Genomic DNA, 18,146 nt, shown 5'->3' with positions numbered 1-18,146 from the left:
GACTATGTTATCGTCTTGTTTCTTGTCTATTAGCCCACCCCGGCCCTCCCTGAGGGAGGGAGTAGGAGTATGCTCTTTGTTTTGTTTCTATGTTTTTGTCTCTCAATCATAACCTATAAATCATACAGGCATTGTCAACTGTCAGTTGTCAACTGTTAATTATTAAAGGTTGCTTCCTGTCTTTTCTGACTTTCGGTCTTCCGGACTATAAGCTATGAACCATTGGCCACGTAAAACTTATAACTTATAACTTATAACTTATAACTTATAACTTATAACTTATAACTCATAACTCATAACCTGCAACCCTTAATAACGTTGTTGTTTCCGTTTACCCTGGTTGCGGTTGTTATTCTGCTTGCCTTTGTTTGAGCTCTGGTTCTGATTGCTGTTACGCTGACGGTTGCCCGGGGGCGGTACGCGGAACTCTACCTTATTCAGGTTTACGTTGTCCTGTAAAACCAATTCACCGTTCGACATCTCTTTCAGATCGCTGATAATAGTTTCGTCGGCTACGGTATCTTTATTCCAGGTAACGTAAGATATCTTCATGAAATTGGCAATGGCCTGTACCATATTTTGCTTCCGGTCAGGGTCTTCAATTTGCTTGGCCTTTTCGATCATATATTCTACCGTTTTGCCGTAATGTTTGTAACGAATACGGTTCTGCGGATATTTAAGCGGTTCAGGCTTAATGTGTATATTTTCTTCGGAAGGTTTGGGATACGGCGAATCCACATCGATCTTAAATCCGGATATAATATATAAATGATCCCACAATTTGTGTTTAAAATCGGCCACATCACGTAAGTGGGGATTTAAAAATCCCATAAGGTCTATCACCACCTGTGCATGGCGGTTGCGCTCTTCTTTTGTAGGAAGGGTACAGATATAGGCCACCATGTTTTGCACATTACGGCCATATTCGGCAAGAATTAATTTCTCCCTGGTGCTGTTATAATCAAAATTCATTTTTCCTGTTTAGCAATTTTTGGGAATTGTCCCCGTCACTGTGTTAGTGCTTATGTTACAATGCGTAGTTTGGCAAATTTAAGTAAAAGTTGCTTTTGTCCTAATTCTTTAAAAAATATTGTTGCCTTGATGTCGGGTTTGTTGCCTTCCAGGCTAACTACCTTGCCATAGCCAAACCGTTCGTGCTCTACTTCCATACCTACCTGTAATCCCGATGTATCGGATGGTTTGAAACCCTGGCTGGGTACATGCGCTTTAGGAAGAACAGACGTGGTTTTAACGCCCGTTGCTGCTTTTGGTTTTGAAAAAGTATCGGCTGTTGATGTTGACCATGCCTTGCGCTCGTTTTCGAATGACATACCGCCAACACTTTTTTGCGGAGCCTTGAAATCAAGTTCCAGGTATTTGGCATCGATCTCGTCGATAAAACGGCTTGGCTCGCAACTGGTTAATGTGCCCCAGCGATAGCGGGAAGTAGCATAACTTAAGGTAAGTTTTTTCTCGGCACGGGTAATGGCTACATAAAATAGCCGGCGTTCTTCTTCCAGGTCGGCCCGCGAATTGAGTGACATTTGCGAAGGAAACAGGTTTTCTTCGAGGCCAACAACAAACACATGCGGAAATTCAAGCCCTTTTGCCGAATGGATGGTCATCAGCGAAACCGTATCGGCATTGGGATTTTTATCGTTGTCATCGTTGGTCAGCAGGGCCACATCCTGCATAAAGATATCCAAACCACGTTCTTCAATATCTTCACGTTCGCTAAATTCCTTGATCCCGTTAAGGAGCTCCTGGATGTTTTCATAGCGGTTTAAGCCCTCAACCGATTTATCGTCGTACAAATCTTTCAGCAAACCCGAATGCTGGGCGATGTGCAGGGCGGTATCATAAGCATTGTTGCCTTTACCCATTACCTGGAAGCTTTGGATAAGTGTCGCGAAGTTGGCTACGGCGCCGGCGCTCCGGGCTTCTATGTAGCTGTGGGCGTTAACAATTACATCCCACAAGCTGAGGTCATGCTTATCGGCGGCAATGATAATGCGTTCTACCGTAGTATCGCCAATGCCCCGCCGGGGATAATTGATCACCCGTTTTAATGCTTCCTCATCGTTAGGATTGTACGTGAGCCTGAAATAGGCGATCAGATCCTTGATCTCCTTACGTTGATAGAAGGATAATCCACCATAAATTTTATACGGGATGTTCAGCTTGCGCAGGGCTTCTTCCATTGCCCGCGACTGGGCGTTGGTGCGGTACAGGATGGCAAAATCCTGGTAGTTTAATCCTTTCAGCGCCCGTTCCTGCATAATAGCTTCGGCCACGTTTTTCCCTTCCTCGTTATCGCTGAACGCCCTGACCACCTTTATTTTATCGCCTTCCTCATTCTCTGAATACACATGCTTTTTTAGCTGGTTCTTATTATTGGCGATGATGCTGTTGGCAATGTTTACAATATTCTGTGTGGAACGATAGTTCTGCTCCAGCTTGAATACATGCAGATCGGGATAGTCTTTCTCAAAGTTGAGGATGTTCTGGATATTAGCTCCGCGGAAAGCGTAAATGCTCTGGGCATCATCACCAACCACACAGATATTCTCATTAATAGCTGCCAGGCGCTTCACAATCAGGTATTGCGAAAAGTTAGTATCCTGGTACTCATCAACCATCAGGTATTTAAACTTGTTCTGGTACTTGTAAAGTACATCGGGATGCTCACGCAGCAGCACGTTGGTTTTAAACAGCAGGTCGTCAAAATCCATAGCGCCGGCCTTGAAGCAACGCTGCGTGTAGATCTGGTAAATTTCACCCAGCTTACCACGTCCGGTAGAAAAATCTTCGGCCTGTATCTGTTCATTCTGCAGGTACTCGGCAGGGGAAATGAGGTTGTTTTTTGCAGACGAAATGCGGTTATACACAAAGTTGGCATTATACAGCTTATCATCCAGCTGTTGTTCTTTCAGTATAGCACGCAGCAGACTTTTGCTGTCGTCGGTATCGTAAATGGTAAAGTTATGTGGGTATCCGATCTTATCGGCCTCAACACGCAGGATTTTTGCAAATACCGAGTGGAATGTGCCCATCCAGATGTTTTTGGCTTCGGCTCCCACTACGTTGCTGATACGTTCACGCATTTCTTTGGCCGCCTTGTTGGTAAAGGTAAGCACCAGGATGTTGAACGGATCAACTCCCTGGTCGATGAGGTAGGCCACACGATATGTAATAACCCGTGTTTTACCCGAACCGGCTCCGGCCACGATCATTACCGGGCCGCTGGTTTGTTCAACTGCTGCTCTTTGCGAAGGGTTTAAGCCCTTTAAATATTCCAATAGTAACTCCTGTTTTTCTCATGCGAAATTAAGAAATTGCATTCAAGCTGAAAGTCAAAAGTTAAAATGAGCGGATAATTGATAATTGATAATTGATAATTGACAATTGACAATTGACAATGATAAGGCTTAATGGTATAGGGCTCAATACGCAGTACCCGTTACTCAATACTCACTCAACGCTTCCATAAAAATAAATTGCAGGCAATTAAACCCGGAAACACAAGTTTACTCTTATATTTAATTTCTGAAAGATTAGGCTAACCGCTGATGATATAGCTCTTATTCATGCAAAAATATTTTACGGCACTTATAAAGTGTTTGCTGCTTGTGGTCGGCTTGTGCAATTGGGCGATGGCTCAAAATTCTTCAAACAAAGGGAAGGATTTCTGGGTGGTCTATATGGGGCACGTCAATGGGCCGTCTTCAAAAATGACGCTTTTTCTATCTGCCGATCAGGCGACCAATTACCAGGTTTTTATCGGGACATCAGCAGCACCATTGTTTTCGGGAACTATTCCTGCTAACTCGGCAACGCCGGTTACCATTGATCCATCCAGTGCATACGTCAGTACATCAGAAACTATAGAAAGCGGAAAAGGTGTACATGTTGTGACCAATGTCCCTATTTCCCTATACAGTGTAATATCATATCAGGCTCAAACCGGCGGTACTATGGTGTTACCCACCAGCGCTTTGGGTAAGTTATATTATGCTTTTTCATACCAAAGTAAAAGTTTAACAACAGGTAATAATAATAATCCGGTATATTCTGAATTTGCTATTGTGGCTACAGAGGACGGCACTGTAATACAAATAACGCCTACAAAAGCCTCGCGAAATAACCAGGCTGCCAATCAATCATATACAGTTACATTAGATAAAGGTGATGTATACCAATATCAGTCTGCTGATGACCTGTCCGGTAGCTATATCGAGGTGCTTAACTGTAAGCCGATTGCTGTGTTTTCAGGGAGTAGCTGGATTAATTTCTGTGAGCCCGGTAATAATAAAAGCGCAGGGAGTGGTGATAATCTATATCAGCAGGTATTCCCGGTGGAAGCCTGGGGGAAAAACTTTGTAACCGCACCATTCTATAATGCTACCAGGGGAAGTCAGGATATTTTTCGAATTATTGTATCGGAAGATAATACTAATATTACCATAAAGGGAAATATAAACATATCCTTGTCTAATCCCTATAATAAAGGAAGCATCATTACTTTTTATTCTGCTGCACCGGTACAAATTTCGGCTACCAAACCTATTGGCGTAGCCCAGTACCAAACCTCGCAAGGCTGCAATGTTAACAATAGTTCCAATAGTAACGTATATACCTATCCTGGTGATCCCGAAATTACCATGCTCAACCCGGTGGAGCAAACGTTGGACGATATTACCGTTTACTCAAAGCTCGGCAGTGTTGGGGAAGTCTCGACAAATATTAACGTTTATTACCTGAATATCATTATTAAAACCGCCGATGCCTCTTCTTTCCAGATAGACGGGGTATCGTATTCGGCATCGTTTACGGCCATACCTAATTCCGATTACAGCTATGCCATTATCAATGTAACCAACTTGCAGGAACAGCACCATTTAACGGCCAATGGTGGTTTTTCGGCTATTGCGTACGGATATGGCAAGATTGAGTCGTATGCGTACCTGGCCGGGGCTAATGTGCAAAATTTCACCTTCGAGGTTGATAAAAAGTCAACGCCAGCGCAGGTAATTACATCGGGCTGCGTGGGCGAACCGATGGCCATAAAGATCAACCTGCTGTACCCGGCTTTGAAGCTGGAATGGAATATCGGCGATGGTAAAGGTACGGTTACCGATAACAATCCTTCGCCGGCCATATTCCAGAAAGACGGGAAAACGTATTATTCATACACTTATCCCGGAGATGCGGTTTATACCGCTGCCGGCGATTATAGCTGGAAGGTAACCGTGACCCGCACTACTGCTTCCAGTTGCGGGGCTACCGAAGATATTACCTCAGATTTTACCATTAACCCGCCGCCAGTTGCCGGTTTTACTGCGCCGGCAGAAGCCTGCATTGGCGATCCTGTGAAGTTTATAGATAAGAGCGATGGCAAAGGCTCTGACATTATAGGCTGGCATTGGGATTTTGGCGATGGTACAACATCGGATGTGCAGAACCCGGAACATATTTTTACAGCCGCCCAAACGTACCAGGTAAAACTTGCGGTAAGCACCAAAACAAGTTGCGATCCGGCAATTATTACACAATCTGTTATAATAAATAAGGCTGCTGCTAAATTCAGCCCGCAGGCAATTATTTGCGAACAGAAAGAAGCCGTATTCACAGATATATCCCAGGCTACCGGTGGGGCCATCACCTCCTGGATGTGGGATTTTGGTGATGGTACAAAAGAAACTTTGTCATCAGACCAGGCCAGGCATACGTATGCAGCGGCAGGTAGATATACCGTCTCATTACAGGTAAAAACCGATAAAGGTTGTATCAGCGAACCGTATGCTTTGCCAATTACAGTGTACCCAACCCCTGTGCCTGATTTTGAAATGCCCGATGTTTGTTTGAGCGATGCAAAGGCCACCTTTACCAATAAAAGTACAATTTCAGATCATACCGGGGCTGATTTTACGTATTTATGGAACTTTGGCGATAGCCATGCCACTGCCGTAAACCCGAACAGCTCTACAGAAAAAGATCCATCGCACCGTTATGGCGAGGCAGGTAATTACACCGTAACGCTCACTGTAACTTCTAAATACGGTTGTTCTGAAACTACCGTAAAGACCTTTACCGTGAACGGCGCCCAGCCTCATGCTGATTTTACCATTCAAAATGCAGCGCCTCTGTGCAGCAACCAGCCGGTAATTTTTACAGATAACTCTACTGTAGATTTTGGTAAAATAACCCGTGTAGAATGGTATTTCGATGCGGATAATGATCCAACAGGTAAAGAAGCCGGGCAGCCCGGCCAACCTCATCCGCATACTTATCCGGCCTTCACCTCGCCGGCAACAAAAACATATACAGTAAAGCTGGTGGCCTATTCAGGTATATCCTGTGCTAACACTGTTTCCCGTGAAATTACGCTGTACGCTTCCCCGGCTATACAATTTAACGATCTGCAGTCGGTATGCCAGAATGCAGAGCCCTTTATGGTTACGCAGGCAAAGGAAACCGGCAATGTTCCCGGAGCCGGAACCTATTCCGGCGATGGTATAACTGCGAGCGGCTTATTCGACCCGGCCAAAGCAGGCCCGGGAACACACACCATAACTTATACGTTCAACGCGGCCAACGGATGCCAGGATATAGCCTCAAAAGATATTACCGTATGGCCTGTGCCAACCGTTAATGCAGGCAATGATACCGTGATGCTGTATGGCGGCAGTATTCGGCTGCATGGCCGTGCTACGGGATATACATCCGTAAAATGGGAGCCGGCAGCCGGGCTAAGTAATCCGAATATTCTGGATCCGGTGCTAACATCGCCTGAAAAGGATACTCAGTACACGCTTACCGCTATTTCGGCTAATAACTGTTCTGTTTCGGATGAGGTGAATATTACGATCCTTAAAGCGCCCAAAGTTCCCAACACGTTTACCCCTAATGGCGATGGGCGTAACGACACCTGGGCCATTGAGTACCTGGGAAGCTATCCGGGGTGTACAGTTGATGTATTTAATCGCTATGGCGTTAGGGTATATCATTCTGTCGGTTACACCGTTCCCTGGGATGGCAGAGCAAACGGTCAGGATCTGCCCACAGGCACGTATTATTACATCATTAATCCCAGGAACGGCCGGAATCAGATGACAGGATATATAACTATTGTGCGATAAGCCGTTAGCCAATAGCTATCAGCTAATAGCCATCAGCCGTTAGCCATTAATTAAAACTTTTCTTGGATATATCCTTACTTAGCCACAATTTCGCCAGCTGATAATTTTTATGGATAAACACATCGCACAGATTGCCGGCGAACTTTCGCTGGCTGGAAAACAGGTGTTAAACACCATTACACTTTTGGATGAGGGAGCAACGGTTCCGTTTATTTCACGTTACCGTAAAGAGCTGACCGGTTCGCTGGACGAGGTGCAGGTAACCGCCATACGCGATCGTATGCAGCAATTACGTGAGCTGGATAAACGCCGCGAAGCAATATTAAAATCATTAACCGAAAGTGGTAAGCTCACGCCCGAATTGCAGCAGCAGGTAGAGGCAGCCGAAACCATGGCTGTGCTGGAAGACATTTACCTGCCATACAAACCCAAACGAAAAACCCGTGCTTCTGTGGCCCGTGAGAAAGGGCTGCAACCCTTGGCTGACCTTATCCTGGAGCAGCAATCCATTGATTTACAGGCCGAAGCCGCTACCTATATCCATGAAGAATCGGGCGTAAACAGCGAGGAAGATGCTTTGGCCGGAGCACGCGATATTATTGCCGAATACATTGCCGAGCATACCGAAGCCCGTGCCGCATTGCGTAACCTGTTTATGGAGAAAGGGACTATCCAGAGCCGTGTTGCGCCGGGAAAGGAAGAAACCGGTATTAAATACAAGGATTATTTTGAGTGGAGCGAACCGGTAAAAACGGCGCCTTCGCACCGGGTGCTGGCTATGCGTCGCGGGGAGAAAGAGGAAGTCCTGTGGCTCGATATTCAGCCGCCGGAAGATGAAGCGATCGCTATCCTCGACCGCATGTTTGTAAAAGGCTTCAACACGGTTTCAGACCAGGTAAGGCTGGCTGTGGCCGATAGTTATAAGCGTTTGCTCAAACCATCGATGGAAACGGAGATCAGGCTGGTTACCAAAAAAGCAGCCGACGAAGAAGCTATCCGGGTATTTGCAGAAAATGCCCGCCAGTTGCTGCTTGCTGCGCCTTTGGGCCAAAAACGCGTGATGGCTATTGATCCCGGTTTCCGTACAGGCTGTAAAGTGGTTTGCCTGGATGAGCAGGGTCAGCTGCTGGAATATACGGCCATCTTTCCGCATACCGGCGGAAGAGGTGAGCAGGAAGCCGCTAAAACCGTGGCTTTCCTGGTTGAAAAATATGCCATACAGGCCATTGCCATTGGTAACGGAACTGCCGGACGAGAAACGGAAACGTTTATCCGTAAGCAGAATCTGCCGGGAGTAATTGTGGTGATGGTAAGCGAAAGCGGCGCATCCATCTATTCAGCTTCCGAAGTGGCCCGGCAGGAATTCCCGGATAAAGATGTGACCGTCAGGGGAGCCGTTTCTATCGGTCGCCGCCTGATGGATCCTTTGGCCGAGCTGGTAAAGATCGATCCGAAATCTATAGGAGTGGGGCAGTACCAGCATGATGTGGATCAGAATAAATTGCAGACCTCGCTGGATGATGTGGTTATCAGCTGTGTAAATGCCGTAGGCGTGGAGCTGAATACGGCGTCGAGCCAGATCCTGTCTTACGTATCGGGATTAGGGCCGCAGCTGGCACAGAATATTGTAGAACATCGTAATAAAAACGGTGCCTTTAAACGCCGCGAGGAGTTGCTTTCCGTACCGCGTTTAGGTGGCAAGGCGTACGAGCAGGCAGCCGGATTTTTACGTATCCGCCATGCGGATAACCCATTGGATAGCAGTGCAGTGCACCCCGAGCGTTATGCATTGGTTGAGCAAATGGCTAAAGATGCCGGTTGCGGCGTAGCTGATCTGATGAAAGACGAAAAGCTGCGCAAGAGCATCAACCTGAAAAATTACATTTCAGATACGGTGGGCTTGCCAACGTTGAATGATATTTTGCAGGAACTTGCCAAGCCCGGCCGCGATCCGCGTGAGCAGTTTGAGCAATTCAGCTTTACCGAAGGCGTTAATACCATTGACGATCTAAAGATCGGCATGAAGCTGCCGGGAATTGTAACCAATATTACCAATTTCGGCGCCTTTGTAGATATTGGCGTGCACCAGGACGGTTTGGTGCATCTCAGCCAACTGGCAAACCGTTTTGTAAAAGACCCCAATGAGGTAGTAAAAGTACATCAGAAGGTGATGGTAACTGTAACTGAAGTAGATGCCGCCCGTAAGCGGATTTCGTTATCAATGAAAGATACTGAAAGCCAGCCATCTCCTAAAAAACCGGCTGGTAAACCGCAGCGAAGACCGGAAAATGATATGCAAAGCAAGCTGGCAGCCCTGAAAAGTAAATTTGGATAGGATTTTTAAGTACGACAAATTTTCCATACATTTGGTAAAAATGTCTGTTATGGAAGTTCTGCAAAAACGAAAAGACCCTGTTGCCAATCTGGTGTACCTGTTAGGTGGCGCCGGGTTGATACATAAAAAAATCAAATCGGCGTTTGATTTGATCTCGCTGAGTAACGAGGGTATCAAAAAAGCTTCTTTAGATGCCTTGGTTAGTCACATGGGTATGACCAAAAAAAGCTTTGCCGAAGATATATTACACCTTTCAGTCAAAACGCTTGAACGAAAAAAGGGTGATGATGTGCTTGATAAGTATACGTCTTCACATATCATAGAAGTGGCAAAAGTAGTGAGTCACGCCTTTGAGGTTTTTGAAGATCAGAAAGCAGTACAGCAATGGCTTAATACACCTAACCGGGCCTTAAATCAGCTGAAACCCATTGATTTATTTTATATGCCTACAGGATTAACTATGGTTGATAATGTTTTGGGACGGATTGAAGAAGGCGTTTACTCCTGATGCTGGTTTATCGCATAGCCAAATCTGAGAAACGGGCAAGGGATATTTCCGGTATGGGGGCGTTTAAAGAAGGGGGCCGCTGGAATAATCCCGGAACGTATATGCTTTATACCAGCGAAAACAGTTCACTTGCGTATCTTGAAAACCTGGTTTATTTTGAGGCTGGAAATATTCCCCCGGATTTATACCTGACAGGTTTACATATCAGGGAAGACAGTTCGCTAATTTATACGCTTCCTGATAAGGATTATCCAAAACATTGGCAGGAAATCGGTAATCTTGAAAATAAAAGCCTGGGCGATTCTCTGATGGAGAAACAGCAGTTTATAGCCATTAAAGTCAGGTCGGCCGTTAATAAATTTGAATACAATTATTTGCTTAATCCCCTGTTCCCGGGATATCATCATCTGGTTAAAATTGAATCAGTAGAGAAATTGGCTGTTGACGCCAGGCTGGTAAAATAGTATGAATAACCGGATAATTACAGCTTTTTAAGCATAATGCTTTGCGAACAACGTAATACTTTTATTTTTGCACCGGATTCATAAACTTTATTAGTTTATAGCCGGTACAGACAAATTGCTCCTGGTGGGCAGTAAGTTTTATCAATTTCATCTAACACCCTGTTCTTATAATGAAACTCAGTCAGAAAGAAGCCACATTTAACAACGAAGTAGTTACGCGGTTCGAGCTGTACAACAGCTTGTTTTTAACCTTGCCCTTTTACAAGGTGAAGCATACCGGTATCCTGTTGCCATTTTTTACCTCTCATTGCGAACAGGGCGTCAAGCAGCAATTGTCGCCGGTAAATATTATCGAGAGCTTTTTCGGACAGTATGAGCAATATGTGCAGGAAGCCGACCGCATTGACCTGCTGTTTCGTATTATACGTTACATTGAGCGGCAGGTGGTGCTTTTTGATGCCATAGAAGATTCTGCTTTCAATAAAACTTCCCGTTCCGAAGATTCGGCCTCGCTGGAAGGGCTATTGCGGCAGGCGGCCAATACGCCGGGATTAAAAGAAAAAATGCGGGAAAAGCTGCAGGAGTTTTCATTACGCATAGTGCTGACCGCTCACCCTACGCAGTTTTATCCGGGTACGGTGCTGGCCATTATCAACGATCTGACCGAAGCGGTTAAGCAAAATGATATCAGCAACGTCAACCTGCTGCTGCAACAATTAGGTAAAACGCCCTTCTTTAATAAAAATAAGCCTACACCGGTTGATGAAGCCGTAAGCCTGGCCTGGTTCCTTGAAAATGTATTCTATCCGGTTAGCGCTGCCATACAATCACAAATCGAGGATGAGTTTGATGATGCACCATTACTGGAATCGCATCAGCTTATTGAGCTGGGTTTCTGGCCCGGGGGCGATCGCGATGGCAATCCTAATGTAACAACACAAGGCACACGCGAAGTTTCCGAGCTGCTCCGTAAAATATTATTCCGTTGCTACTACCGCGATTTCAGGGTGCTTAAGCGTCGCATAACCTTCAGAGGTGTAGAGACTTATATGAGTAAACTTTATGATTTACTTTATGTTAACAGTTTTAGCGATCAGGAAAACCTGGCCAATCAGCAGGACGAAATTATTGAAAACCTGCAAAAGATCAAGGAAGTACTTATAAGTGATCACGATAGTTTATTCATCAATGTAGTGGAAGATCTTATCCGTAAGGTGCGACTTTTCGGATGTTATTTTGCCTCGCTGGATATCCGGCAGGATAGCCGTGTACTGCGTAATACACATAAACATTGTCGCGAAAGTATTGGGATAACCTCTTTTACTTCAGAAGATTACGATTCTTTACCGGAAGAACAGAAACTCAAGCATATTACATTTGAAGAGCACGATTTTCAGTGCACCGATGGAGATGATCCTCTGGTTAAAGATACCTTGCAAACTATCCGCCTGATCAAAGATATACAACAGGCAAACGGCGAGAAAGGATGTCACCGTTTCATTATCAGTAACTGTCAGCAGGCATCAGATATTCTGCAACTCATGAACCTGTTTTTATGGAGCGGGTGGAAAGCCGAAGAGCTGAGCATTGATTTTGTGCCGCTATTTGAAACAGTGCCCGATCTAACTATCGCGGCCAGCGTAATGGATAAGCTGTATTCACATCCGTTCTACAAAGAGCATCTTAAACGCCGTGGTAATAAGCAAATTGTGATGCTGGGCTTTTCTGACAGCACCAAAGACGGTGGTTACCTGATGGCCAACTGGTCTATTTACAAGGCCAAGATAGAGCTTACAACCATTGCCCGTACACACAATATTCAGCTGGCGTTTTTTGATGGTCGTGGCGGCCCACCAGCACGTGGCGGCGGTAAAACACAGAAATTTTACGCTACAATGGGTCGCGAAATTGCCAACGATCATATTCAGCTGACCATACAGGGGCAAACCATCAGCAGCCAGTACGGTTCGTGGGATACGGCTCATTACAATATTTCACAGCTGATTAATGCCGGTTTGGTTTCTGCTCTGAATTCTGCCGACAAGGAAACTATGAGCAATTCGCAAAAGTCATTATTTGCTAAAATGGCCGAAGACAGCTATAGAAACTTTGTTGCTTTACGCGAAGATCCGCTGTTTATCAAATATCTGGAGAAACTCAGTCCGTTAACATTGCTGTCACAGATAAACATCAGCAGCCGGCCGGTAAAACGTAATTCGGGAGCCGAGCTGAGACTGGAAGATTTACGTGCCATTAGCTTTGTAACATCGTGGAGCCAGCTGAAACAGAATATTCCGGGTTTCTATGGCGTTGGTACGGCATTGCAGGATATTAAAGATGCCGGTTTGTGGGATAATGTGGTACAGTTATATCAAACATCCGGACAGTTTAAAACCATCATCGACAACTGTATGATGTCAATGTCCAAATCTGATTTCCGGATAACATCCTATCTGAAAGAAGATAAAGAATTTGGCGCTTTTTGGGAGAAGTTGCGTATTGAGTTTGAACTGACCAAAAAACTGATCCTGGAGCTTACCAATACTTCGGTATTGATGGAGAATTACCCGATAGAACGTCGTTCTATTGCTATCCGGGAACGGATTGTATTGCCCTTGGTCATTATCCAGCATTATGCCTTGCAGCAACTGAAAACAGGCAAATTAAGCGAAGAGCAAACCGATATATACAATAAGTTGATCATTCGTACGGTATACGGCATTGTAAATGCCGGTAGAAACCTGGCTTAATGAAAAAGGCAATTTTAAGTTGTATCCTGTTTATTGGTTTGTATCTGGTTGCAGTGCCGGGAGCATATAGTAAATCAAAGTTCAGGGTGCTGGTATTTTCGCTGACCAAAGGGTATCACCATAAAAGTATTGCCAACGGAATTGTGGCTTTGCAGAAAATGGGCGAGGAGAAGGGCTTTAGCGTAGATACCACAACTAACCCGGCTTTATTTACCGATAAGCAGCTTAAGAAATACAAGGTTATTGTTTTTTTGAGCCCTACGGGTAATAGCTTGTTTAACGAAGCTCAGAAAGCCGCTTTTCAGAATTACATTCATAAGGGCGGCGGATTGGTAGGTATACATGCCGCTACCGATTGCTTGTACGACTGGCCCTGGTACGGGAAGCTGATCGGCGCATACTTCCTGAAACATCCCAAACAGCAGCAGGCTGTGCTTACCATTACAGATAGCACGCATATTTCAACACGGGACCTGAAATCGCCGTGGGTACATACCGACGAATGGTATAATTTTAAGGATGTAAACCCGGATATTCATACCCTCATCACGTTGGATGAGAAAACATACAAAGGTGGAACAATGGGCGATTTTCATCCGGCATCATGGTACCATGAATTTGAAGGTGGACGGGTTTTCTATACCGTTTTAGGGCATCGTGAAGAAAATTATACCGACGAAGCCTTTTTAAAGCATATCTGGGGCGGGATTCAATATGCTGCCGGGAAGGATTAGTGTCTGATCCAGATAGCTTTATTAAACAGAATTTCTCTAAGCTTGGCCTGTCTTCCGACAGGCCAAATATGTTTTATAATATGTTCCAGCCTGTCAGGAGACAGGCTGGGGAAGATACTATCGTAGAAGAGAAAATTATTCCTATTAGGAATAAGATTTCTATTTTTGCCGCATGAATTTCATTATTAACGGCGTAACCAACGCCCTCCAGAATCTTTACCAGGTAAATATCAGTCCGTCGGATGTTACTTTGCAGCAAACCCGTAAAGAATTTGAAGGACAGATCACCGTGGTTACTTTCCCGTTTACACGATATACGAAGAAATCGCCGGAGCAAACCGGACAGGAAATAGGCACCTTTCTGAAGGAGCATGTGAGCGAAATAGCCGGTTTCAACGTTATTAAGGGATTTTTAAATATCTCCTTATCTGATAATTACTGGATAAATTTATTTACGCATACCGTTTTACAACCGCAGTTTGGTGTATTCCAGTCTAATGGCAAAAAGGTGATGGTAGAGTATTCATCGCCTAACACCAATAAACCGCTGCACTTAGGTCATATCCGCAATAATTTACTGGGATTTTCAGTCGCTGAAATTCTTTCAGCCTATGGATACGAAGTGATCAAGGCCAACCTGGTGAATGACCGGGGTATACATATCTGTAAATCCATGCTGGCCTGGCAGAAATTCGGTAACGGTGAAACTCCCGAAAGCAGCGGCTTGAAAGGCGATCACCTGGTAGGTAAGTACTACGTTATTTTCGATAAAGAATATAAAAAGCAGATTGATGACCTGAAAGCTTCCGGTCAAAGCGAAGAAGACGCTAAAAAGAATGCGCCTTTAATAAAAGAAGCGCAGGTGATGCTGCAAAAATGGGAAGCCGGCGATGAGCAAATCATACAGCTTTGGAAAACCATGAACGGCTGGGTTTATGCCGGTTTTGACGTAACCTATAAAAACTTGGGAGTATCGTTCGATAAATATTATTACGAATCTGATACGTACCTGCTGGGCAAGGATATTATCCAGGAAGGCCTGGATAAAGGTGTTTTCTTTAAAAAGGCAGATAATTCGGTTTGGATTGACCTTACAGCCGATGGACTGGATGAAAAGCTGGTGTTGCGTGGCGATGGAACATCGGTTTACATTACGCAGGATATGGGAACAGCCCAGTTGAAATACGATGATTTCGAGATGGATGAATCCATTTATGTAGTGGGTAATGAGCAGGATTATCACTTCAAAGTGCTTTTCCTTATCCTCGAAAAGCTGGGTAAGTCGTGGGCAAAGGGGCTGTTTCATTTATCGTATGGAATGGTTGATCTGCCATCCGGTAAAATGAAATCCCGTGAAGGAACCGTGGTTGATGCCGATGACCTGATAGCTGAAATGGTTGAAACGGCCCGTCAGCGCACCGAAGAGCTGGGTAAAGTAGAAGGATTTTCTGAAGACGAGAAAGCAAGCCTGTATCGTATGATCGGTATGGGCGCTTTAAAATACTTCCTGTTAAAAGTTGAGCCTAAAAAACGCCTGTTGTTTGACCCGAACGAGTCCATTGACTTTCAGGGGCATACCGGTCCATTTATACAGTACACGCATGCCCGCATTCGTTCGGTACTGGCTAAGGCAGAATTTACTAAACAAAACCAGGAAGGAACATACAACAGGGCCTTAACACCTACAGAACGCGATCTGATCATTGAATTAAGCCGTTATCCTGAGCAGGTAGAAGCTGCTGCACAGGGCTTTAGTCCGGCATTGATTGCCAATTATGCCTACGATTTGGCTAAGCTGTACAACAAATTTTACCACGAAGAATCCATCTTAAAGGCCGGGCATGAAGATGTAAAGCAGTTCCGGTTGCGGCTATCAGACGCTACGGCGGCTGTGCTGAAAAAAGCCATGCGCTTATTGGGTATTGATGTGCCGGAGCGGATGTAGAGAAAGTTAAAAGTGGAAAGTAAAAAGCAAGGAGAATGTTTACTTAACTGACCTAAGGTATTTTATTTTTTACTTTTGAATTTTGACTTTATTAATCCTGCTTGCGCTCGTTTACAATAACGAGTGTATTGATATTCAACGTTTGTAACGCTGTTGGGCAATAAAAATTCAAAAATATTCCTGCTTGCGCTCGTTTACAATAACGAGTGCATTATTATCCAGCGTTTGTAACGCTGTTCGGGGAGCAAAAATCAAAATATTTTCTTCAATCTTGGTCTTGTCCCTTGACCGGCCAACTTTTAATTGTTTTTTCGAACTATCGGAGACAAGTTGCGAATTAAGATTAGTTCAGGTGTTTACTTTTGAATTTTTCAATTCATATTCATTCTAAAATACTTCATGGTGATATAAATTTCTCTTTTTTAAGCTATAGCATGTATTTTTACCTTCATCAACAGTCTGGTTATGGATGTAGAAATATTAGCCCGCATACAATTCGCATTTACCATCTCCTTTCATTACATCTATCCGCCGTTAAGCATCGGCCTTGGCTTGGTTATGGTGGCAATGGAAGGCATGTATCCTGCTTGCGCTCGTTTACAATAACGAGTGCATTATTATCCAGCGTTTGTAACGCTGTTCGGGGAGCAAAAATCAAAATATTTTCTTCAATCTTGGTCTTGTCCCTTGACCGGCCAACTTTTAATTGTTTTTTCGAACTATCGGAGACAAGTTGCGAATTAAGATTAGTTCAGGTGTTTACTTTTGAATTTTTCAATTCATATTCATTCTAAAATACTTCATGGTGATATAAATTTCTCTTTTTTAAGCTATAGCATGTATTTTTACCTTCATCAACAGTCTGGTTATGGATGTAGAAATATTAGCCCGCATACAATTCGCATTTACCATCTCCTTTCATTACATCTATCCGCCGTTAAGCATCGGCCTTGGCTTGGTTATGGTGGCAATGGAAGGCATGTACCTTAAAACCGGCAATAAGCTATACGAGGATATGGCCCGTTTTTATACCAAAATCTTTGCCCTGATTTTCGGTATAGGTGTGGCAACCGGTATCGTGATGGAATTTGAGTTCGGAACGAACTGGGCAACCTATTCCAAATATGTAGGCGATGTTTTTGGTTCAGCGCTGGCAGCCGAAGGGATTTTCGCTTTTGCGCTTGAATCTGGCTTCCTGGGCGTTTTACTGTTCGGCTGGAACAGGGTAAGCTCTAAGGTGCATTTTTTCGCTACCGTAATGGTTACGTTGGGCTCTATGTTTTCGGCGATATGGATTGTGGTGGCCAATTCCTGGCAGCAAACGCCTGCCGGTTATCACATTGTGGGTTCCGGCCTGGAAGCCCGGGCCGAAATAACCGATTTCTGGGCTATGGTTTTTAATCCATCATCCATACAGCGGGTATGCCATGTCTGGATTGGCGCTTTCCTGGCCGGTTCATTCCTGGTGCTAAGCATCAGCGCCTGGTACCTGATAAAAAATAAGCATATTACTTTCGCCCGCTCGTCGTTTAAAATAGCGCTGGTCATCGCAACCATTTCCGGACTGGCACAATTGTTTGCCGGACATAAATCAGCGGAAGTGGTAGCCAAGTATCAACCTGCGAAGCTGGCTGCCCTCGAAGGGCATTTTGACAGCCTGGCTGTCGCCGATATGTATATTGCCGGCTATATTGATACAAAAAATCAGAAAACCGTCGGACTGAGAATACCGAAAGGGTTGACCTTTTTGACACATAATGATTTTACAACGCCTATCAGGGGATTGAAAAGCTTTAAGCCCGAAGACCGGCCATCGGCATTAAATATTGTGTTTCAAAGTTATCACCTGATGATTGCCGTGGGAATGCTGATGATTTTACTCACGTTATATGCATGCTGGCTCTGGTATAAAGGTAAATTGTTCGAAAAACGCTGGCTGATGATGGTATTTGTGTGGGCTGTTTTGCTTCCGCAGATAGGCAACCAGGTAGGCTGGTACGCAGCCGAAACAGGCCGGCAGCCCTGGGTAGTTTATGGATTGTTGCGAACTTCCGATGCCTTGTCTAAAGCCGTTACAGCCAACCAGGTACTGTTTTCGCTGATCTTGTTTATGCTGGTTTATACTTTGCTTTTTGCATTGTTTATTTACCTGCTTAATAAAAAAATTACGCATGGGCCATATTCAAAAGGCGATATCGATCATAGTCCGCAACATAAAATTATGGCCGAAGAAATTGGAACACTGTAATGCTAAGTCAGAAGTCAAAATTA

General features: G+C 44.5%; 11 protein-coding genes. 9 read left to right on the top strand and 2 right to left on the bottom strand.

Annotated elements, in window-relative coordinates; all coding sequences use genetic code 11:
- Positions 1-309: 309 nt before the first annotated feature.
- The gene (locus FW774_RS18155; RefSeq protein ID WP_149349641.1) at positions 310-972 is read right to left on the bottom strand and encodes a DUF4290 domain-containing protein; all 663 of its coding nucleotides are present in this window, start codon (positions 970-972) and stop codon (positions 310-312) included.
- 50 nt (positions 973-1,022) lie between these two features.
- Positions 1,023-3,299 carry an ATP-dependent helicase gene (locus FW774_RS18150; RefSeq protein ID WP_149349640.1) on the bottom strand — a complete coding sequence of 759 codons (2,277 nt, stop codon included), beginning with the start codon at positions 3,297-3,299 and terminating at the stop codon, positions 1,023-1,025.
- A gap of 354 nt (positions 3,300-3,653) precedes the next feature.
- On the opposite strand from FW774_RS18150, the gene FW774_RS18145 reads away from it, so the two are divergent.
- The 9 genes from FW774_RS18145 to FW774_RS18105 all read left to right on the top strand — a co-directional run bounded on the left by FW774_RS18145 (position 3,654) and on the right by FW774_RS18105 (position 18,123).
- Positions 3,654-7,139 carry a PKD domain-containing protein gene (locus FW774_RS18145; RefSeq protein WP_187774949.1) on the top strand — a complete coding sequence of 1,162 codons (3,486 nt, stop codon included), beginning with the start codon at positions 3,654-3,656 and terminating at the stop codon, positions 7,137-7,139.
- Positions 7,140-7,248: 109 nt separating this feature from the next.
- The gene (locus tag FW774_RS18140; protein WP_149349638.1) at positions 7,249-9,474 is read left to right on the top strand and encodes a Tex family protein; all 2,226 of its coding nucleotides are present in this window, start codon (positions 7,249-7,251) and stop codon (positions 9,472-9,474) included.
- 49 nt (positions 9,475-9,523) lie between these two features.
- Complete coding sequence (locus tag FW774_RS18135) at positions 9,524-9,982, top strand: antitoxin Xre/MbcA/ParS toxin-binding domain-containing protein (protein ID WP_187774948.1); 459 nt, start codon at positions 9,524-9,526, stop codon at positions 9,980-9,982.
- Entirely contained in the window at positions 9,982-10,446 is a 465-nt protein-coding gene (locus FW774_RS18130; protein ID WP_149349636.1) for an RES family NAD+ phosphorylase, read from the top strand. Before FW774_RS18135 ends, FW774_RS18130 begins: the two co-directional genes overlap by 1 nt.
- A gap of 170 nt (positions 10,447-10,616) precedes the next feature.
- Entirely contained in the window at positions 10,617-13,196 is a 2,580-nt protein-coding gene (locus FW774_RS18125) for a phosphoenolpyruvate carboxylase (RefSeq protein WP_149349635.1), read from the top strand.
- Entirely contained in the window at positions 13,196-13,930 is a 735-nt protein-coding gene (locus FW774_RS18120; RefSeq protein WP_149349634.1) for a ThuA domain-containing protein, read from the top strand. The genes FW774_RS18125 and FW774_RS18120 overlap by 1 nt, the downstream gene beginning before the upstream one ends.
- Positions 13,931-14,102: 172 nt before the next feature.
- A complete protein-coding gene (argS, locus tag FW774_RS18115) occupies positions 14,103-15,875 on the top strand; it encodes an arginine--tRNA ligase (RefSeq protein ID WP_149349633.1) in 1,773 nt (590 codons plus the stop codon).
- Positions 15,876-16,340: 465 nt separating this feature from the next.
- Positions 16,341-16,481, top strand: coding sequence for a cytochrome ubiquinol oxidase subunit I (locus FW774_RS20955; protein WP_197739884.1), 141 nt, complete (start codon positions 16,341-16,343; stop codon positions 16,479-16,481).
- A 262-nt stretch (positions 16,482-16,743) separates the two neighbouring features.
- Positions 16,744-18,123: a cytochrome ubiquinol oxidase subunit I gene (locus FW774_RS18105; RefSeq protein WP_149349632.1), complete on the top strand. Its 1,380-nt coding sequence runs from the start codon at positions 16,744-16,746 to the stop codon at positions 18,121-18,123.
- Positions 18,124-18,146: the final 23 nt, after the last annotated feature.

The organism is Pedobacter sp. BS3, assembly GCF_008274585.1.
Classification (GTDB): Bacteria; Bacteroidota; Bacteroidia; order Sphingobacteriales; family Sphingobacteriaceae; genus Hufsiella_A.
Note: the sequence above shows the minus strand (reverse complement) of the source record. Positions and strands in the feature narration are given on the sequence as shown.